The following is a 20212-nucleotide window of genomic DNA, read 5'->3' on the forward strand; positions in this document are numbered from 1 at the left end:
GTGAGTTTTCGAATAGCGTATTCTGTTCGGCGCCGTTTCCTCCCGACCTTTGCGCCGCTGAAAAGCTCACCACTTCACCATTTCACTACCTCACCACCTTGCGCGTCGCCCTCGTTATCAACACCAGCTGGAACATCTGGAATTTTCGCGCCAGCTTGGTGCGGGCCCTGCAAGCCGCTGGCCACGAAGTGCTGGCCATTGCCCCGCCCGATGATTATTCGCAGCGCCTCGAAACCGAGCTGGGCTGCCGCTACGTGCCCATTCTGATGGAAAACAAGGGCACCAATCCCGTAAAGGATGCCCTGCTCACCCGCCGCTTCTACCAGATTTACCGGCGCGAGCGGCCCGACGTGGTGCTGCACTACACCATCAAGCCGAATATCTACGGTAGCATCGCCGCCCGCGCTGCCGTCATCCCCAGCATCAACAACGTGAGCGGCTTAGGTACGGCATTTATTGTGAAAAACCTGGTGAGCCGCGTGGTGCTGGGCTTGTATCGCATTGCCTTCCGCTTTCCGCACAAGGTGTTTTTCCAGAACGGCGACGACCGGCAGCTGTTCCTCGAAAACGGCCTCGTAAAAGCTAACATTACTGACCTGCTGCCCGGTTCCGGTGTTGATACCAAGCGCTTTCGGCCCGCCGCCGCATTCGTGCGCCAAACGCCTTTCGTATTTCTGATGGTGGCCCGCGTGCTCTACGAAAAAGGCATCGTGGAATACTTTGAGGCCGCTAAACTGGTGCGGCAGGCCGTGCCCGGCACCCGCGTGCAGTTGCTCGGTGGCCTCGATGAGGCGGGAGGCGTGGGCGTGGCCCGCGCCACGTTTGAAGAATGGCTGAAAGCCGGCAATATCGAATACCTGGGCCGCTCCGATGACGTGGCCGCGCACATTCATCAGGCCGACTGCGTGGTGCTGCCCAGCTACCGCGAGGGCACCCCCAAAACCCTGCTCGAAGCGGCTGCCTGCGGCAAGCCCATCGTGACCACCAACGTGCCCGGCTGCCGCGAAACCGTGCAGGACGGCCACAACGGCTACCTCTGCCAGGTGCGCTCGGGCCCAGACCTGGCCGCTAAAATGCTGCAGGTTTTGCAATTGTCAGGGGCTGATTTACAGCACATGGCCCAGGCCAGTCGCCAGCTGGCCGAAACGAAATTCGACGAGCAAATCGTCCTCCAGAAGTACCTCGATGCCGTGGCGGCCGTGCGCCCCCGCCAGTCAGCGCCAGCTAAGTCCTAATTTTGTCCCCGATGCAAGTGAAATCCTTTGCCCTGCCGGGGCTGCTTGAGTTTACGCCGCGCCTGTTTGGCGACCCCCGGGGCGTATTCTACGAAACCTTCAGCGCCCGCCTCATGCAGGAGCTGGGCCTGCCCGCCGATATCGAGTGGGTGCAGGATAATCAGAGCAAATCGCAGCCGGGCGTGTTGCGCGGGCTGCACTTCCAACGGCCCCCCTACGCGCAGGCGAAGCTGGTGCGCGTGGCTCAGGGCCGCGCCCGCGATGTGGTGGTGGACATCCGCCGCGATTCGCCCACCTACGGTCAGCACGCAGTAGTGGAGCTGACCGAAGCGGCGGGCAATATCTTGTTCGTGCCCGCTGGTTTCGCCCACGGCTTCACCGCTTTGGAGGAAAATACACTTTTCCTCTACAAGTGCTCCGACTACTACGCCCCCGCCAGCGAAGGCGGGCTGCTGTGGAACGACCCGGCGCTGGGCATCAAGTGGGAAGTGGAAAATCCCGTCATTTCGCCGAAGGATGCCATCCTGCCCACGCTGGCGGAGCTCGATAGCCCGTTTTAGCGTTTTTATCGAGCCGTTGGAGGCGCAGCTGAACGGCTGGCTAGCGGTTGGTGGAGAGGAACGTGCTGCCGAAAGGCAGTAACTTTAGGGTTCTTCCCCACCCAACTCCCGCTTTTGATGAAACACCTGTTCACGCTGCTACTGACGTGGCTGGCCCTGGCTACCCAGGCCCAGACGACGCTCAAAATCACCGCCGTCCCCGCCAACACGCCCGCTAATGCCACCATTTACGTGGCTGGCACCTTCAATAGCTGGAACCCCGGCAATGCCGCTTATGCCCTGACGTACAATGCTACTGATGGCAGCTATGCCGTCACGCTGCCCGCCAGCATCACCGGCACTATCGAGTATAAATTTACCCGCGGCACCTGGGCAATGGTCGAAACCAATGCCACCAACGGCTCCATCGCCAACCGCAGCTACACTGCGGGCAGCAGCACCGGCCCGGTGTTGCACCAGGTGCTGAACTGGGAGGACCTCGGCGGCACCTCAGTGCCCGGCACAGCCACCGCCAACGTCATCATTATGAGCACCAGCTTTGCCATGCCGCAGCTGGGGCGCACCCGGCGCGTGTGGCTGTATCTGCCTAATGACTACGCTACCAGTACGCGTCGCTATCCGGTTCTGTACCTGCAGGATGGCCAGAATGTCTTCGATGCCCGCACGGCTTTTGCCGGCGAGTGGGGCGTCGATGAAACGTTGAGCCAGCTGCAGGCCAGCGGCCAGGATGCTACCGGCTGCATCGTGGTGGCCGTGGACAATAGCGCCAACCGCCTCGATGAATACTCGCCCTGGAACAACCCGCAGTACGGCGGCGGTCAGGGCGATTTGTACGTTGATTTTCTGGCTCAAACCCTCAAGCCCTACATCGACGCTAACTACCGCACCCTGACGGGCCGCGAAAACACGGGCATTGCTGGCTCCAGCATGGGTGCCCTCATTGCTACTTACGCGGCCGTGCGCTACCCAGCGGTATATGGCAAAGTGGGCGCGTTTTCGCCGGCCTATTGGTTTGCCCGTCAGCCCCTGATGCAGTATTTGCAGCAACATCCGGCCGACCCTGGCACACGCTTCTACTTCATGAGCGGCACCACCGAAAGCACCACCATGGTGGCTGATATGGCCGCCGTGCGCGACTCGCTGCAGCGCCATGGCGTGCCCGCCGCCAACCTCAACTTCAACACCCGCGCCGATGGCCAGCACGCCGAATGGTTCTGGCGCCGCGAGTTTGGCCCTGCTTACCAGTGGCTGTATGGCGCCGCTACGCCCACCGCCACAGTTGGCGCCACAAGCCTGAAATTCAGCCTTTATCCTAACCCAGGTACCGGTCTGCTGCGCGTGCCGCTACCCACCGCCGCCGAAGTGCAGGTGCGCGACGCGCTAGGCCGCGCCGTGCTGCGCACCACCCTGCCCGCCGGCCAGCTGCTCGACCTGCGCGCCTTGCGACAAGGTACCTATTTCGTGCAGCTGACTTCGGGCGGCCAAACGGGCGTCAGTCGCTGGGTGAAGGAGTAGCTGCTACAGCAACTCCACCAGCGTTTCCAGCGCCATGCCGCGGCTGCCTTTCACCAGCACCTGCTGGCCCTGCGGGGTATGCTGCCGGAGCCATTCGGCGGCTTCAGCTTTGGTGGGGAAATAATGAGTATTAATATTGGTGGCGTGTGCATTGCGCATTTCCTCACCAATCAACACCACTAATCCAATGGGCAAGTCGGCTAGTAGGTGGCCCAACTCAGCATGTTCCCGTTGACTTTCGGAGCCCAGCTCAAACATATCTCCAAGAATCACGACTTTGTCCTGATTGCCAGATGTAGCCGGCCGCTGTGCAAAGCTGCGCAGTGCCGCTGCCATACTGCTGGGGTTGGCGTTGTAAGCGTCGAGCACCAGCTCGTTGCCCCGAGCTGTGCGCACCAGCTGCGAGCGATTATTCTGCGGATTATACGCGGCCAGGGCGGCGGCAATGTTGGTCGTGGGCACGCCGAAGTGCTGGCCAACGGCCGCCGCGGCCGCCAGGTTGAGGAAATTGTAGTCGCCGGTGAGCTGGGCGGCTACTTCGGTGCCGTCGGCCAGGCGTAAGGCCACGGCCGGGTCGGCCGCCAGCAGGGTGGCGGGGTAGGTGTCGCCGGGTTGGGGGTAGGAGAGGCGTTGGGGCACGTGAACAGCTCGTTCCACCACTTTGTAATCCAGAGTATTGACGAAAGCTGTGCCGCCAGTACGAGTCAGGTAATCAAACAGCTCGCCCTTGCCCAGCGCAATCCCTTCGGCCCCGCCAAAGCCTTCAAGGTGGGCCTTACCGATGTTGGTGATGAGGCCGTGCGTGGGCTCGGCCCACTCACAGTAGGCCGCGATTTCGCCGCGATGGTTGGCGCCCATTTCCACCACGGCCAGCTCGTGCTCGCCGGTGCGCAGGCGCAGTAGCGTGAGGGGCACACCGATGTGATTATTAAGATTGCCGATGGTGGCCAGCACCCGAAAACGCTTGGCGAGCACCGCCGTAAGCAGTTCTTTGGTGGTGGTTTTGCCGTTGGAGCCGGTCACGGCTAGCACCGGGATATTGAATTGTTGACGGTGGTGCCGGGCCAGTTGCTGCAGGGCCAGCAGCGGGTCGGGCGCGTAGGTGTAGCGGGTGGGGTCGGTGGCAGCCAGCGCCTCATCATCTACTACGGCGTGGCGGGCGCCTTTGGCCAGCGCCTGCGGGGCAAAAGCAGCCCCACGAAAGCTGGGGCCGTTGAGGGCAAAAAATAAAGTATCGGGCTGGGGCTGCCGCGAGTCGGTGCTGACCTGGCCCTGCGCCGCCAGAAAATGGGAGTAAAGCAACATAAACGCCGAATTTCGACCGGTTGGCCGGGATGTTTTCACAAAGTAGGGCTTGATTTTTGTATTAAGCTGCGCTTCGGGCGGCGCTTTTATTTGTGGGAAGTACCTGGCCTTGGGAATTGTCTGCTTACTTTCGCTCGTTCACCACCTTATCAACGCTCATTTTTTCACGCTATGACTCTTCGTTACATCGTTGCGGGCTGCCTGCTGTCGCTGGGGTTGTCGGCTCAGGCCCAGCCGAGCACGACTTTCGGATTTGAGTACCAGCCTGCCGCCAAGGTGGTACACGGCACCGATACCCTGCGCCACGCCTGGGCCGGCGGGATGAACACGCCGCAGTTCAGCAACATCGACCTGAACGCCGACGGGCAGCAGGACCTGTTTGCCTTCGACCGCGAAAGCTCGCGCTCCTACACCTTTCTGAACGTGGCCAATGGCACCGACCGGCAGTGGCAATACGCCCCGCAGTACGAGTCGCTGTTCCCCGATGGCCTGTACGGCTGGGTGTTGTTGCGCGACTACGATTGCGACGGCCGCCCCGACCTGTTTACGAACAGCAACGGGGATATCCGGGTGTTTCGCAACGTGGTGGGGGCGGGTGGTTTGCCCAGCTTTACGCTGGCGTCTAATCAACTGCGCTTCGCCATCGGCGTGAGCGATTCTAATATTGCCGTAGGAGGCTACAATATGCCCGCCCTGCAGGACGTGAACGGCGACGGCAAACTCGATATTCTAACCTACGATTTTTCGTCGTCGCGGGTGATGGAGCTTTACCTCAATACCAGTTCCGGCACCTGCGGCGGTGCGCTCACCTTCCGCCAGGAAACTAACTATTGGGGCAATATCTCCAGCTGTAGCTCTTGTGCTACGTATCAGCCTCAGGGAGAGTCGCAGTGCGTAGTTTATCAGCGGCCTTCGCACACGCCGGGCCACAACGTGCTGTTGCTCGACCTCGATGGCGACGGCGACCAGGACCTGCTCGATGGACTCGACAACTGTCCTGAGCTGGTGCGGCTTATGAACCAGGGCAACGCTACTGCCGCTAGCCTGCAGGGCGCCGGTATATCAGCCAGTTATCCCGCCGCCAATCCCATTCGTGTCAACACCTTTCCGGCTGGCTACTCAGTTGATACCAATTTTGATGGCCGCGCCGACCTTGTGGTGGCTCCCAACATGCTCGACAACCGCGCCGACTTAGTGAGCATGCGCAACGCCGTGCGCCTCTACGATAACACGGCTGCCAGCGGGGCGCCCGCCTTCACTTACCGCGCCAATGGGTTCCTGCAGAACGACATGATTGACGTGAGCGAAGCCGCCGCTCCCACTTTTGGTGACATCAGTGGCGACGGCCTGCCCGACATGCTCATCGGCAACCTGGCCGATAAGGTCAACGGCACTTATCGTGCTTCCTTAACCTACTACCAGAATGTAGGGACTCGTACCCAGCCTATCTTCAAGCTGATAACCGAAGATTACCTGGGGTTGTCGGCGACCGAATATTGGGGAATCAAGCCCGTTCTCGTCGACCTGAACCGCGATGGCGCGCTGGACCTGGTGTTCTCGGCCTGGTACCAGCAGTCAGGTCATTTCTTCTTATTGCTTAATACTGCTACAGGCAGCCAGCCAGCAGCTTATAACCTGGCTGCGCTATCTACTTTTGTCGGGCGTGGTCCGGCTGGCTCCGGCATCCTGCCCTACTACCGCTACGATAGGCCCTGCTTCACCGATGTTGATAACGACGGTTACGTGGACCTGCTGATTGGCACCAATGAAATCCGCGAGCCGGGCATGAGCCTGCGCTATTTCCGTAACCTGGGGCTAAGCACTCTCGCCAATACGTTCGAGCTGGTCAACAATGACTTCGGTCAGATTCGCGACGTCGGCAACCGCCCCGTCAACCTCAGCCCCGTGGTGGCCGACTTCGATGGCGACGGCCTGCCCGACCTGGTAACCTCCGACTACAGTGGCACCCTGCGCTTTTTCGGCAACTACCGCAACCAAAGCGGCTCCTTTGTAGAACGTACCGATATGTTGTACAATAGTGTAACGGGCCAGTTGGTGGCCTCGCGCTTTGGCAATGCCGGCCAGCACATCAATACCAGTCTGGCTGCCGCCGACCTCAACCATGATAGCAAGCCCGAACTATTCGTGGGTATGGAAGCCGGCGGTATCATAAGCTACACCACACGCAACCGCATACCCACTACCACCCAGTCCGAAACTGCTAGTGCCTTAGCTCTTAGTGTGTATCCTAACCCCGCCAGCACTATCGCCACTATCGAAACGGCGATGCCCACCCGCCTCACCCTGCTTGACCTCACTGGGCGCACCCTGCGCCACGACGCTGCTACCCAGCGCCGTCACTCGCTCGACCTCAGTGGGCTGGCCGCTGGGATGTATCTGGTGCGGGCCGAAGCCGAAAACGGCCAACTTGCCGTGCAGCGTCTGGTAGTGAAGTAAGCCCGTAGCTTCTCGTAGCATAAAAAGCCCCGGCACTTCAAAGGTGCCGGGGCTTTTTATGCTACTAACTTATTCTACTCCAGTTTACTGCCGTGGCTGGTAGGCTCTCGATATGGTGCCGGATGTTGCCATTATCCGGGTGCGTTAGCTCGGGGTCGTTGGCCAGCAGCGCCTGGGCCGCTGCCCTACTCTCGCTTAGGATGCGGCCGTCCTTAGCCAGGTCAGCAATCAATAAATCCAATACGCCGCTTTGCTGTGTGCCCATCAGGTCGCCCGGCCCGCGCAGCTTCAGGTCAATGTCGGCAATTTCGAAGCCGTTATTGGTTCGCACCATTGTTTCGAGGCGGGTACGCGAGTCCTTGCTCAGCTTAAAGCCCGTCATCAGAATGCAGTAGCTTTGGTCGGCCCCGCGCCCCACGCGCCCGCGCAGCTGGTGTAGCTGCGACAGCCCAAACCGCTCGGCCGACTCAATCACCATCACCGAGGCATTGGGCACGTTCACGCCCACCTCAATCACGGTGGTAGCCACCATTATCTGAGTTTCGCGCTTCACGAAACGGGCCATTTCGTAGTCCTTTTCCTCGGCCTTCATGCGCCCGTGCACGATGCTGATTTGATACTCCGGAAAAGCCCGGCTCACGCTCTCGTAGCCATCAGTCAGGTCCTTATAATCCAGCGTTTCCGACTCCTCAATCAGTGGGTACACGATGTACACCTGCCGCCCCAGCGCCACCTGGTCGCGGATAAACTGAAACACTTTCAGGCGGTTGGTATCGTAACGGTGCACCGTCACGATAGGCTTGCGCCCCGCCGGCAGCTCGTCAATCACGCTCACATCCAGGTCGCCATACAATGTCATAGCCAGCGTGCGCGGGATAGGCGTGGCCGTCATCACCAGCACGTGCGGGATGACGTGCGGATTTTTCTGCCACAACTTCGAGCGCTGCGCCACCCCAAAGCGGTGCTGCTCGTCCATAATTGTCAGCCCCAGATTGCGGAACTGCACCACGTCTTCCAGCAGCGCGTGCGTGCCCACCAGCATGTGCATCTCGCCCGAGCGCAGTTGCTCGTGCAGCACCCGCCGCTCTCGCGTGGGCGTGCTGCCCGTCAGCTTGCCCAGGTTGATACCAAGCTGGTCGGCATACACTTTGAGCCCCTGATAATGCTGGTCGGCCAGGATTTCCGTCGGCGCCATCAGGCAGCTTTGCGCGCCGTTGTCGGCTGCCATCAGCATCGAGATGAAAGCCACAATGGTTTTGCCCGAGCCCACGTCGCCCTGCAGCAGCCGGTTCATCTGCTTGCCATTGCAGAAGTCCTTGTAAATGTCATGAATAACGCGCTTCTGCGCGCCCGTCAAATCGAAGGTCAGGTGATTTTTGTAAAAATCCACCAGCGTCGGCACCTCCTTAAAAATCTGCCCTGCCAGCACCGCCTTGCGCTGGTCCTTCTGCCGCAACAGCTTCAGCTGCACGTAAAACAACTCCTCAAACTTGAGCCGGAACCGCGCCGCCTGCAGCAAATCAGAATTCTGTGGAAAGTGAATCTGCTGCAGCGCTTGCGCTTTGCTCATCAGCCCGTAATGCTGCATCAGCCCCGGCGACAACGACTCCGTGATGTGCGACTTGGCCAGCGTCAATAGTTCTCCCACCATCCGCATAATGGCTTTGGAGTCAAGGCGGTGATAATTCTTTAGCTTCTCCGAGGTATTGTACATCGGCTGCAGAAAGCTCTGCCCCGGCTTGGCCTCGGTCACTTCCTCCACCTCCGGATGCGCCATCTGCGGCCGGCCGTTAAACATCGTCGGCTTGCCAAAAACGATGTACTCGGTGTTGTTCTTGAGAACGTGCTGAATGAACTTTACCCCCTTAAACCATACTACTTCCAGCTCGCCGCTGCCGTCACCAATCTTAGCTATCAGCCGCTGTTTAGGCCCCTCGCCGATGACTTCCTTGCCGCGCAGCATCCCTTTCACCTGCACGTGCGACAGGTCCTCGTGCAGGTCGCAGACGTTGTAAAACTGTGTCCTGTCCAGGTATCGAAATGGGTAGCGCTGAATAAGGTCGCCGTAAGTAAACAAGCCTAGTTCCTTACCCAGCAGCAGCCCCTTTTGCGAGCCCACAGAGCGCAGAAATTCCAGCCGCGTATTGAAGAAATTACTCATTCTCTGGGAGTGAGGAATGAAGAATGAGGCGCAGTAGCCCAGTCCTTCATTCCTCATTACTTATTCCTCATTGATATTTCAGCGTATTCAGCATCCGCACCATGTCGGCTTTCACGTACTCAATCACCGGCGCCAGCGAGTCATTATCGGTGGCCGTGCGGAAGTACAGCGCCCCGCGCAAAAAGTGCTTCACGCTATCCGTGGTATAAAACTGAAACTGACTCGGTACGTCACCCTGCAGCTCAAACACCGAGGCCCGAATCCCGCTTGGCGTCTTCAAAATCTGCTCGTCAATCGCCGTCGCCTTAATCTGATGCTTGCCCGTGAGCTTGCGGGCATCTTCCATCATCTTGTTATACAGCCGTCGGTCGCGGGCCACATCCATGTACGTAATCTGCACATTCGCATGTAGCTTGGGGTAATAAATGTTCAGCCAGTGCGGCTTTGCCAAGTACGACGAGTCGCGCCGTATCACGGCCTCCTTCGAGTATTCAAACGAGTACGGATGCCCGCCCGGCAGTTGCTGGTAGCTATGCGCCGGCAAATCAATCCGATTGTAGCCCTTCGGCTTCGGCGTAAACTCCGGTGCCGACGAGCAGGCCGCCAGCAACCCCAGGCCCGCCAACAGGCCCCAACGAATAGAATAAGTCATGTAATGCAGAAAAGCTGCCACCCACCTGAGGCGGCCGTTTCAATATCAAAGGTAATTTCCAGCACAACGAAAACGGCCCCGGCACAGTGCCGAGGCCGCCATCGAATAGGCAAAAGTCAGAGAAAAGCAGATTCTCCCAAAAATCAGGCGCGAAGCGCCGTATCCGTTCAATCCGTTTGCATCTGCGGTCTAGAAAGGCAATTGGTCCAGCTCCGGCTCCTGCCGGAAGCTCTGCGGCGCCTCGGTGCCATTGGCATCACCCGCGGCCGCGCCACCCGTCGGCCGATGGCCAATCAGGTTGATTTCGTCGGCCACGATTTCGGTGATATAGCGCGTCACGTTGTCTTTGTCCTGGTACTGGCGGGTGCGCAGCTTGCCCTCCACGTACACTTGTTGGCCCTTTTTCAGGTACTTGTCCGCAAATTCGGCCAGGCCCTGCCAGGCCGCAATGTTGTGCCATTCGGTGCGCTCGACGCGCGTCCCCTGCTTGTCCTTGTAGTAATCGTTGGTAGCGAGGGTGAAATGGGCCACGCTGCGGCCCCCTTCAAAATGGCGCACCTCGGGGTCTTTGCCCAAGTTGCCGACTAGAATTACTTTATTTACACCAGCCATTTTGTGTGTGGGTTGAAAAAAGTTGAACTGAAAGGCCACTCGACCTTTCTGCCCATAAAGTTAGTAAATAACTTTGAAACGACAATAATTTGCTAAAAAAAATAGTTGATGGGCGTGAGGCTAATGCCTGTCATGCTGAACGCAGTGAAGCATCCTCTCACGTTTGAACAATTGGTTCTGGCGTGAGAGAATACTTCACTGCGTTTAGCATGACAGGCACGGGAGCCTAATGTGTATTCAAATAATTAACAATCAGCACCGGCTTCGGCAGCACCTCAATCTCCTCACTTGAATACGCCCGCAATCCCAAATCCCGTAACGTGCTATCTGGCAACGGCTGCCGCAACGGCACCTCGTGGAATTTTACCTCCAGCTTCTGGTGGCTCAGCACGTGGCGCATTGTGGCGCTGCTTTCGGCGGCTTGGCTGATATCAATTTCCGCTCCGAAGGCCTCCAGATGCCGCATAATCTCGCTGGGTGGCAACTCAGCCTGCACCGTCTCAGCCAGCGCAAAATCATACAGCCCCTGCCAGATGTCCTTTTCGCGCCGCTCTTTCAAATAAAGCTGCTCGCCGTGCCGCAGCACGAAATAGTGAAAGTAGCGCGTACGTGCCGCCTTGGCCTTGCTTTTCACCGGCAGCAAGGCCACCTGCCCGTGCTGGAACGCCCAGCACGACTGTTGCAAGGGACAAAACAAGCAGTCCGGCTTCACCGGCGTACACTGAATGGCCCCAAACTCCATAATGGCCTGGTTAAAGTCGGCCGGCGCGGCGGCCGGGATATGCTGGTCGGCCAGCGCCTGGAATTCCTTGCGGGACGCGGGCGCCGCAATATCCGAGTGCAGTCCGAAAATGCGGGCCAGCACCCGGTACACGTTACCATCGAGCACGGTCACGGCTTCATTAAAGGCGAAAGAGGCGATGGCGGCGGCGGTGTAAGGCCCTATGCCCTTCAATTTTATTAATTCGGCGTAGCTCGTCGGAAATTTTCCGGCGTGTTCCTGCACCACTTGCTGGGCCGTGTGGTGCATGTTGCGGGCCCTCGAATAGTAGCCCAAGCCCTGCCAGTAGCGCAACACTTCAGCTTCCGGCGCAGCGGCCAAATCGGCTACTGTGGGATAGGCATTTAGAAAAGTGTTATAGTAGGGGAGGCCCTGTGCAACACGCGTTTGCTGCAAGATGACTTCAGACAGCCAGATGGCATACGGGTCGTGGGTATGGCGCCAGGGAAGGTCGCGGCGGTGCCGCGGGTACCAGGCCAGCAAGGCCGTGGCCAGGAAGGAGGGTTGGGAAGGAGACGTAGACAAAATTTTGAAGAAGAATAAATTGAAAGCTGAATAAGATTAGGGGGCAACGTTGGGAAAATAAAAAAACGCGTTTACCTTTGTAGTCCGAATTCACCCCGCGAATCTCCTACCGGGCAAGGGCTTACGCACGAATTCGGGACTTACCTGCCCAAAAAAGCATTTTTTCCACCCCCCTAAGTACCATACCAACGTGACTAAAGCAGAGGTAATCGCCGAAATCTCCCAGAAGACCGGCATCGAGAAAGCTGACGTATTGATTACGGTTGAAGCTTTCTTCAAAGTTGTTAAAGACTCGATGACCGAGGGTAACAACATTTACGTTCGCGGTTTCGGCTCGTTCGTAAACAAGAAGCGTGCTCGCAAAGTAGCTCGTAACATCTCGAAAAACACGTCGCTCATCATCGACGAGCACTACATCCCGAGCTTCAAGCCTTCGAAGTCGTTCGTGGCTAAAATCAAAGGCAGCAAAAAAGTGAAAGCTGCTGGTGCCAAAGCCTAAGTTTCTCCGATTTCAGGCTAGTTAGTACAAAGTAATCAGTAGTCAGATGAACGAAGCAGGTGCCCGCACTTGTTCCCGCTAGCCCGACTACTGATTACTTGCTACTGACTGCCTAAAAATCAAAAGCTACCGGCCGTACCGCGGGGCCCTCTTCTTCGGAAGAAGCTCAGTGGGCGGTTTTTTTCACCTTATGGCTACCACCAATTCTTCTACTCACCAGCTGGTTGTTCTAGGCGTCGCTTTGGCGCTCGTGGGCGGCCTGTACGTGTTGCCGAAAGGCATTGTGAAGCCTAAGGAAGGCAAAGGCGAGCTGAACAGCGACGCCGCCCGTACCGCCAACCGCGATGGTGGCGGCCCCGCTACCAACGGCTCGAAGGCAGAAGCTTCCTCGGGCCCGGTGCCGGCCACCGCCACCGAAAACAACGGCCCGGGCGCCGAAGCTGCGCCGCACACTTCGGCCACCCCTGCCCAACGGCAGGAACTGAGCACCCTGCTCAAGCAATACGCCGCCGCTAAGGATGCGGCCGCTCGTAACAAGGCCGCCACCGCGCTGGCCCATCGCTACGAAACGGTGCAGCGTTACGACAGCGCCGGCTATTTCTTGGAGCAGGTGGCCGAAAACCAACCCTCGGCCCAGGCCTGGCAACGAGCAGCTGATGCTTATTTCCAGGCCTATAGCTTTGCCACGACGCAGGAGCGGGTGGCGTTGCTGGGCGGTAAGGCGCGCGATTTGTACGGCAAGGTGCTGAAAGCCGAGCCGGGCAACCTCGATGCCAAAACCAACCTGGGCATGGCCTACATGACCTCAGATAACCCTGTGCAGGGCGTTTCGCTGCTGCGCGAAGTACTGGAAGCCGACCCCCGCAATGAGAAAGCCCTGTATAACATGGGCATTCTAGCGGTGCAAAGCAACCAGTACGACAAGGCCGTAACGCGCTTCAAGGATTTGGTGAAAGTCAATCCGAAGAGCGTGAACGGCCAGTTTTATTTGGGTGTAACCCTGGCCCGCACCGGTGCCAAGGACGAAGCCCGCACCGCTTTTCTGGCCGCCAAAAGCCTCAGCGCCGACCCGGCGCTGGCTGCTTCGGTGGAGGAAGAGCTGGCCAAGCTGAAGTAAATTAAAAATTAAAAATTATGAATTAAAAATTTGTTTTTGGCTTTCATACTTGCTTTCAGCGTTGTTTGTTCTGACAGGAAGAATGGAAATCGAAAAACAGTTTCTTGATTCACAATCCAATTTTTAATTTTTAATTCATAATTTTTAATTCAATTCAATCCCAACGACATGCCCTGCGGTAAAAAAAGAAAGCGTCATAAAATTGCTACCCACAAGCGCAAGAAGCGCCTGCGCAAGAATCGCCACAAGAAGAAGTAAGCCTTACGGGGCGTAACGGCGGCGGCCGGGTTTCAGCTATGAAATACGGTGTGTCGTCCATCTCTCACGTAGCCTCCTGGGTGTGGCTGACTGGGCGCTTTTCCCGTGGCTCGCGAGGGAAGCTAGGACACGGGTCCTGGCTTCCCTTTGCCCGTTTCGGGGTGTTGCTTAGGCGGCCGCTAGCGGAAGCTACTTTAACAGAATCAAGGCTTTGAGTAATGAATTAGTTATTAATTCGACTCAGGAAGGCGAACGCATTGCGTTGTTGCAGGATAAGCGGCTGATTGAATACCACTTCGACCGCAACGATACGAATTATTCGGTAGGCGACATCTTCCTGGGTACCGTGCGCAAGGTGATGCCGGGCCTGAATGCGGCGTTCGTAGATATTGGCTACGAGAAAGATGCCTTCCTGCACTACGGCGACCTGGGCGAGCAATATCCCTCACTCATGAAGTGGGTGCGGGGCGTGCAGCACGGCAAAGCGAAAGCCGCCGGGCTGGACAACTTCACGTTTGAGCCTTCCCTCGAAAAAGTGGGCAAGGCGGAAAACGTGTTTAAAAAAGGCCAGCAGCTGCTGGTGCAAGTCATCAAGGAGCCGATTTCGACGAAAGGTCCCCGGGTGAGCACCGACATTTCGATGGCGGGCCGCTACCTCGTGCTGGTGCCGTTTTCGAACGTCATCAGCGTGAGCAAAAAGATTGTGAGCAAGACCGAGCGTGACCGGCTCAAGCGCCTCATTGCGAGCATTAAGCCAGCCAACTTTGGCGTGATTATTCGCACCGTGGCCGAAGGCCGTGAGGTGGCCGAGCTCGACAAGGACATGCAGGACATGGTGAGCAAATGGGAGCAGCTGTATTCTACGCTACGCACTGCCAAGTCGAACGATAAGGTGCTGGGCGAGCTAGGCCGCTCATCGTCCATGCTGCGCGATATGTTGAACGAGTCGTTCGACAGCATCACGGTGGACGCGCCGACCATGTACGAGGAGATGCGTAGCTACCTGCAGAAAATTGCGCCCGACAAGCTTGGGCTGCTGAAGCTGCACAACACGAAGGTGAAGGTTTTCGAGCACACCGGCATTGAGAAACAGCTGAAAACACTGTTTGGCAAGACGGTAACGGTACCCGGCGGCGGCTACCTGGTGATTGAGCACACCGAGGCCTTGCACGTTATCGACGTGAACTCGGGGAGCAAGAGCAATCAGGAAAACGACCAGGAAGCCACGGCATTGATGATAAACATGCTGGCGGCCAAAGAAATTGGTCGGCAGCTGCGGCTGCGTGATATGGGCGGTATCATTGTAGTCGATTTTATCGACATGCGCTCGGGCGAAAGCCGTAAGAAGGTGGAAGACGCGCTACGCGACGTGATGAAGCACGACAAGGCTAAGTTCACTGTGCTGCCCATCACGAAGTTTGGCCTCCTGCAGATTACCCGGCAGCGGGTGCGCCCGGCCGAGAACATCGTGACCGGCGAGGTGTGCCCCACCTGCGGCGGCACCGGCAAAATCTCGGCCTCCATCCAGGTTACCGATGAGATTGATAATAGCATCGAGGACCTGCTGGTGAATCAAAACCAGTCGGGCATCACGCTCAACGTGCATCCTTTCCTGCACGCCTACTACACGAAAGGTCTGGTTTCGCGCCAGATGAAGTGGTACCTCAAGTACTACAAGTGGGTGAAAGTGATGAAGGATAGCAGCCTCGGTCTTACCGATTACCGGATTGAGGATGAGCGCGGCGAGGAAATCGAGTTGCGCTCGACGGCGGCGGCGATGAGCCGTTTGCAGGACCGCGAGGTTGAGATTATCGACTGAGCTAGTCATGCTTGAAATAAAAAATCCCCGGTCTGCTGAAGGCCGGGGATTTTTTATTGAGCTAATCTATGAGGCAGAATTTTATTCTGCAACCAGCGTGGCAAGTTTCGGGTGGGGAAGCGGGATACCAGCGGTTGCTGGGGTGGCACGGGTTTCCGCCTTGCATGGTGACAGAGAGAATGGGTCGGCGTCGTTCAGGGCCGGGAATTTGGTGCGGAAATCTTCCAAATCATCCCAACGCAGGGTGCGGGTGATGCAGGAGTGCAGGTTGCCGGCTTGCAGGAGGTATTCGCCGCGCATATCGAGCAGGGCCGAGTCGCCGGCGTAGTCGTGGCCGAGGCCGTCCTGGCCTACACGGTTGACGCCGAGAACGTAGCTTAGGTTTTCGATAGCACGGGCGCGGAGCAGGGTAATCCAGGCGTTGCGGCGCACGGCGGGCCAGTTGGCCACGTAGAGGAGCAGGTCGTAGGGCTGGGCGGCTTCGTTGCGGCTCCAGACGGGGAAGCGCAGGTCGTAGCACACCAGCGGGCAGATGCGCCAGCCGCGCCATTCTTCTATCAGACGGGTAGTGCCGGCAGTGTAGGTATCCTGCTCGCGGGCCAGGGTGAAGAGGTGGCGCTTGTCGTAGTAGCTGAGGCTGCTGTCGGGGCGCACCCAGAGCAGGCGGTTGAAATACTGGCCGTTTTCTTCGATGATGCTGCTGCCGGTGATGACGGCCTGATGGGCGGCGGCGTGCTGGCGCATCCAAGCCACGGTGGGGCCGTCCATCGTTTCGGCCAGGGCGGCGGCGTCCATGCTGAAGCCGGTGGTGAACATCTCCGGCAACACGATGAGGTCGGTGGAGATGGAAATCTGGCTGAGGCAGCGGTCGAGGGTAGCCCGGTTGGCGGCGGCATCCTGCCAGTGCAGGTTGGCTTGCACCATCGAAACGGTTAAGTCATTCATTAACAAAAAGACAATAGGATAGACGGCAAACCTGGTATAACTATTTCAGGTAAAGATGCAAAATAAATCCCGGTTTGTCAAATCATCGGCGTAGGCGAGTGGTCGCGGCAGTGAGGGTAGCGGCTTCTTTTGCGAAGCAGAAGCGTACCAGCCCCTCATCAAAATTGTCGTGGTAAAAAGCCGACACCGGCACCACGGCCACACCCCAGTCGCGGGCCAGGGTTTCGGCAAAGGCCAGGTCGCCAGCGGGGGAAAAGGCGGCGTAGCGTGCCAGCTGGAAGTAGCCGCCCGGCACCGGCAGCAGCTCCCAGCCAGTATCGGCTAATAGCTGCCGGAACTGGTCGCGCTTAGCCTGATAAAATGCTGCTAATCCACGGGCATGCGTGTCGGTCGAGTCGGTTTCGAGGGCGTCGGCCAGGGCATGCTGGGTGGGGGTGCTTACGGCGAAAGTGAGAAACTGGTGGACGCGGCGCACCTCGGCGCTGAGCAGGGGCGGGGCAATGCAGTAGCCGACTTTCCAGCCGGTGGCGTGGTAGGTTTTGCCGAAGGAGGAGAGCACGAAGCTGCGCTCGCGCAGCAGCGGGTGCTGGCGGGCGCTGAGGTGTTGGGCGTCGTCAAAAACGAGGTGTTCGTAAACTTCATCGCTGAGTACCAGAATGTCGGTGCCGTCGAGCAGGCGGGCGAGCTCGGCCCAGTCGCTGGCATCGAACACGGCACCGCTGGGGTTATGGGGCGTGTTCACCATCACGAGGCGGGTGCGCGGGGTGAGCACGCGGCGCACGGCGTCCCAATCGGGGCGGAAGTGGGGGGCGGGCAGGCGCACGTAGCGCGGCACGCCGCCCTGCAGGCGGATGGCCGGGCCGTAAAGGTCGTAGGCAGGCTCGAAGACAACCACTTCATCGCCGGGGCGCACCACGGCAGCCAGCACGGCGAAGAGCGCCTCAGTGGCGCCGGCCGTGATGGTGATTTCGGTGGCCGGGTCGGGAGCGGGGGCGCCGGCGTGGAGGCGACTGACCTGGGCGGCAATGGCCGCGCGCAGGCGCAGCAGGCCGGGCATGGGCGCGTACTGCTGGTGGCCGGGCGTGGTGGCGTGGCGGGCCAGGGCGGCTAGCAGCTCCTGCGGCGGGTCGTAGTCGGGGAAGCCCTGGGCCAGGTTGATGGCGCCGGTTTCCTGGGCCAGCAACGTCATCTGCGAGAAGATGCTGACGCCGATATCGGGGAGCTTGGAGGAGAGTAAAGGGCGGTGGGGAGGAGGGGAGGATGCCATAAAGCAGAAGGAAAGGGGCGGAAGCAAAGAAACGGAAAAGTAGCGTCCCGCTGCCTGCTTCATGTAATTAGAAAGGCCCCTGCCAGCGGCAGAGGCCTTGTAAATTTTAACGACGCAAAGCTTACAACGGATTCTTCAACTCGCTCTTGAATAGCTTGCGCACGTGGTCGACCTTGGCCTGCGAGACGTGAGCAATGTAGGGCTCGTTGGGGTGCAGGCGGAAGTAGCCCTGGTGGTAGTCCTCGGCGGGCCAGAAGGTTTTTATCGGCGCCACCTGGGTCACGATTTTGCCGCCCCACTGCTTGGAGGCGTTGACTTTGGCGATGGTGCTTTCGATGGTTTTCTTTTCCTCCGGGGTGCGGTAGAAGGCTACCGAGCGGTATTCGGGCCCAGCGTCATTGCCCTGGCGGTTGAGCTGGGTGGGGTCGTGCGAGGCGGTGAAGAAGATGTTGCACAGCGTCTGGAAGCTCACCACCTTGGGGTCGTAGTAGATGTTGACGCTCTCGGCGTGGCCGGTTTTCTGGCCGCACACCTGCTCGTAGGTAGGCTCGGGCACGGTGCCGCCGGCGTAGCCGCTCACCACCTGCTTCACGCCTTTTATTTCCTCAAAGGCCTCTTCCTGGGCCCAGAAGCAGCCGCCGGCGAAGGTGGCCTGGGCCAGGCCGCTCAGGTTGGCGGGAGCGAAGCCGGCGGTGGAGCGCGGTGGGTTCTGGGCATCGGCGGGCTGAGGCGAGCCGCAGGCAACGGTGAAGGCCAGCGCGCAGAGGCCGGCAGTAGTTTTCAGGAAGGAGCGCATGAATAAGAAAAAGTTGATTGCGAAAGAATGACAGGCCAGAAGCCGCAAAGAGAGCTGCTATGAGGCTTATGGCTTCGCGTGGAAACAACATTCTACGAAGGATAATTCGGCGCTGGTTTTTGCGTTTTTCAAGTTTGTTGCATCTTGCGTTACGTAGTTACCACTGCCGTGCTACCCGATACTCATCCCACCCCCCAATGTCCTTACAAATTCTCCTGAACGAGCCGCACATCATTCTGGCTTACGACCGGGTGAATGAGTGGATTTTTGCCGACTGGCGCGGGCGGCAGGATATGGCCAGCGTGCAGGCCGGCTGCCGCGACATGCTGCGCCTGATGGTGGAACACCGCTGTCATAAGCTGCTCAACGACAACCACCACGTCGATAACCTGTGGAGCGAGGCCGCTGAGTGGGTGGGCACCGAATTTCTGCCCGCGCTGGCCCGGGCCGGGCTGAAACATCTGGCGTGGGTGTATTCGCCCAGTGCCCACAGCCGCCTGGCCACGGACCTGTCGCTGGAACACGCCATCAATGGCCCGGTCATTGCCACGTTCGAGGACCTGCCCTCGGCCCGCACCTGGCTCCAGCAGCAGCCCTAGCCCGAGCCGCTCAGCTGGCGGTAGCGAAACCGAATTGCCGTATTTTTGTCTGAATACCAACCGGCAACTTATTGTCGGCGGCTTTTATTCAGCCTCTCCCTATGCCGCAAGCGCCCGCTGCCTTCACCGTCGTTACGGCTCCCGAGCCGCACCGCATTCGCACCCGTCAGATTATCAAGGCACACCCCGAGGTGAAAGCCCTGATGACGCGCAACCCGGCGACGTTTCTCATCGGCCTGGGCTGCGTGCTGGGGCAGGTAGGACTGGCTTATCTGCTGCGCAATCAGGCCTGGTACTGGACTATTCCGGTGGCCTATTGCGTGGGAGCATTTCTGTCGCACACGCTGTTTGTGGTCATTCACGAGGCGGCGCACAATCTCGTTTTCCGGAAGCTGTGGCAGAACGTGGCTACGGGGATTCTGGCCAATTTTCCGTCGGTGATTCCTACGGCCATCAGTTTCAAGAATTTCCACATCAAGCACCACGTGTTTCAGGGCGTGCACGAGCTGGATGCCGACCTGCCCGACTGGTACGAGGCCAAGCTCATCCGGCATTATTCGGTGGGCAAGGCCATCTGGCTGTTTTTCTTTCCCTTATTTCAGGTTATTCGCACCATGCGCTGCCGCGAGGTGGCGGTGTTCGACCGTTACGTAATGGCCAACATTGCGGCGCAACTGGCCTTCAACGCGGCCATCGTGTACTTCTTCGGCTGGACGGCCCTGCTGTACCTGTTCCTGAGCTTCTGGTTTTCGGTGGGGCTGCACCCGCTGGGCGCCCGCTGGATTCAGGAGCACTACCTCACCCTCAGCCCCGAGCAGGAAACCTACTCCTACTACGGCCGCCTCAACGGCATCAACCTCAATGTGGGGTTCCACAACGAGCACCACGACATGCCCAGCATTCCGTGGAACAACCTGCCCCGGCTCAAGGCCGTGGCGCCCGAGTTCTACGAGCCGCTGCTGGCCCACCGCAGCTACACCAGCCTGTTCTTCCGCTTCCTCTTCGACCAGGAAATCAGCCTCTACTCGCGCATCACGCGGCGCGAGCGCGGCACAGCCACGCTCAAGGACCAGAGCGTGCCGGATAGGGAGCTGGTAAATAACTAGTTG

17 protein-coding genes are annotated in these 20212 nt (G+C 58.8%); 9 read left to right on the forward strand and 8 right to left on the reverse strand.

Annotated elements, in window-relative coordinates; all coding sequences use genetic code 11:
* The first annotated feature begins 98 nt into the window (after positions 1-98).
* The 3 genes from Q5H93_RS09155 (at position 99) to Q5H93_RS09165 (ending at position 3310) form a co-directional block, all read left to right on the forward strand.
* Complete coding sequence (locus Q5H93_RS09155) at positions 99-1235, forward strand: glycosyltransferase family 4 protein (RefSeq protein ID WP_305006215.1); 1137 nt, start codon at positions 99-101, stop codon at positions 1233-1235.
* Positions 1236-1246: 11 nt separating this feature from the next.
* Positions 1247-1795, forward strand: coding sequence for a dTDP-4-dehydrorhamnose 3,5-epimerase (rfbC, locus tag Q5H93_RS09160; RefSeq protein ID WP_305006216.1), 549 nt, complete (start codon positions 1247-1249; stop codon positions 1793-1795).
* A 117-nt stretch (positions 1796-1912) separates the two neighbouring features.
* A complete protein-coding gene (locus Q5H93_RS09165; RefSeq protein ID WP_305006217.1) occupies positions 1913-3310 on the forward strand; it encodes an alpha/beta hydrolase-fold protein in 1398 nt (465 codons plus the stop codon).
* Positions 3311-3313: 3 nt separating this feature from the next.
* Here Q5H93_RS09165 and Q5H93_RS09170 read toward each other — a convergent pair whose 3' ends face one another.
* On the reverse strand, positions 3314-4615 hold the full coding sequence (locus tag Q5H93_RS09170; protein ID WP_305006218.1) for a UDP-N-acetylmuramoyl-tripeptide--D-alanyl-D-alanine ligase: 1302 nt from the start codon (positions 4613-4615) through the stop codon (positions 3314-3316).
* Between the two features lie 171 nt (positions 4616-4786).
* On the opposite strand from Q5H93_RS09170, the gene Q5H93_RS09175 reads away from it, so the two are divergent.
* The gene (locus tag Q5H93_RS09175) at positions 4787-7072 is read left to right on the forward strand and encodes a T9SS type A sorting domain-containing protein (RefSeq protein ID WP_305006219.1); all 2286 of its coding nucleotides are present in this window, start codon (positions 4787-4789) and stop codon (positions 7070-7072) included.
* Between the two features lie 64 nt (positions 7073-7136).
* On the opposite strand, the gene recG is transcribed toward Q5H93_RS09175, so the two are convergent.
* The 4 genes from recG to mutY form a co-directional block, all read right to left on the reverse strand.
* Positions 7137-9233: an ATP-dependent DNA helicase RecG gene (gene recG, locus Q5H93_RS09180; protein ID WP_305006220.1), complete on the reverse strand. Its 2097-nt coding sequence runs from the start codon at positions 9231-9233 to the stop codon at positions 7137-7139.
* 67 nt (positions 9234-9300) lie between these two features.
* Entirely contained in the window at positions 9301-9885 is a 585-nt protein-coding gene (gene gldD, locus Q5H93_RS09185) for a gliding motility lipoprotein GldD (RefSeq protein WP_305006221.1), read from the reverse strand.
* A 189-nt stretch (positions 9886-10074) separates the two neighbouring features.
* A complete protein-coding gene (locus Q5H93_RS09190) occupies positions 10075-10497 on the reverse strand; it encodes a single-stranded DNA-binding protein (protein WP_305006222.1) in 423 nt (140 codons plus the stop codon).
* Positions 10498-10723: 226 nt separating this feature from the next.
* Positions 10724-11803 (reverse strand): A/G-specific adenine glycosylase, encoded by a 1080-nt coding sequence (gene mutY, locus Q5H93_RS09195; protein WP_305006223.1) that lies wholly within the window; start codon positions 11801-11803, stop codon positions 10724-10726.
* A gap of 88 nt (positions 11804-11891) precedes the next feature.
* On the opposite strand from mutY, the gene Q5H93_RS09200 reads away from it, so the two are divergent.
* From Q5H93_RS09200 to Q5H93_RS09210, 3 genes are all read left to right on the forward strand, one after another.
* The gene (locus Q5H93_RS09200) at positions 11892-12302 is read left to right on the forward strand and encodes an HU family DNA-binding protein (RefSeq protein ID WP_305006337.1); all 411 of its coding nucleotides are present in this window, start codon (positions 11892-11894) and stop codon (positions 12300-12302) included.
* Between the two features lie 190 nt (positions 12303-12492).
* Entirely contained in the window at positions 12493-13419 is a 927-nt protein-coding gene (locus tag Q5H93_RS09205) for a tetratricopeptide repeat protein (protein ID WP_305006225.1), read from the forward strand.
* Between the two features lie 469 nt (positions 13420-13888).
* The gene (locus tag Q5H93_RS09210; RefSeq protein WP_305006226.1) at positions 13889-15496 is read left to right on the forward strand and encodes an Rne/Rng family ribonuclease; all 1608 of its coding nucleotides are present in this window, start codon (positions 13889-13891) and stop codon (positions 15494-15496) included.
* Positions 15497-15577: 81 nt separating this feature from the next.
* Here Q5H93_RS09210 and Q5H93_RS09215 read toward each other — a convergent pair whose 3' ends face one another.
* The 3 genes from Q5H93_RS09215 to msrA form a co-directional block, all read right to left on the reverse strand.
* Positions 15578-16441 (reverse strand): amidohydrolase, encoded by an 864-nt coding sequence (locus Q5H93_RS09215; RefSeq protein ID WP_305006227.1) that lies wholly within the window; start codon positions 16439-16441, stop codon positions 15578-15580.
* A gap of 82 nt (positions 16442-16523) precedes the next feature.
* Complete coding sequence (locus Q5H93_RS09220; protein WP_305006228.1) at positions 16524-17708, reverse strand: methionine aminotransferase; 1185 nt, start codon at positions 17706-17708, stop codon at positions 16524-16526.
* A 121-nt stretch (positions 17709-17829) separates the two neighbouring features.
* Positions 17830-18504 carry a peptide-methionine (S)-S-oxide reductase MsrA gene (gene msrA / locus Q5H93_RS09225; RefSeq protein WP_305006229.1) on the reverse strand — a complete coding sequence of 225 codons (675 nt, stop codon included), beginning with the start codon at positions 18502-18504 and terminating at the stop codon, positions 17830-17832.
* A 197-nt stretch (positions 18505-18701) separates the two neighbouring features.
* On the opposite strand from msrA, the gene Q5H93_RS09230 reads away from it, so the two are divergent.
* Positions 18702-19103, forward strand: coding sequence for a hypothetical protein (locus Q5H93_RS09230; RefSeq protein WP_305006230.1), 402 nt, complete (start codon positions 18702-18704; stop codon positions 19101-19103).
* Between the two features lie 101 nt (positions 19104-19204).
* A complete protein-coding gene (locus tag Q5H93_RS09235; protein ID WP_305006231.1) occupies positions 19205-20209 on the forward strand; it encodes a fatty acid desaturase in 1005 nt (334 codons plus the stop codon).
* The last annotated feature ends 3 nt before the right edge of the window (positions 20210-20212 follow it).

The organism is Hymenobacter aranciens (genome assembly GCF_030580865.1).
Taxonomy (GTDB): Bacteria; Bacteroidota; Bacteroidia; order Cytophagales; family Hymenobacteraceae; genus Hymenobacter; species Hymenobacter aranciens.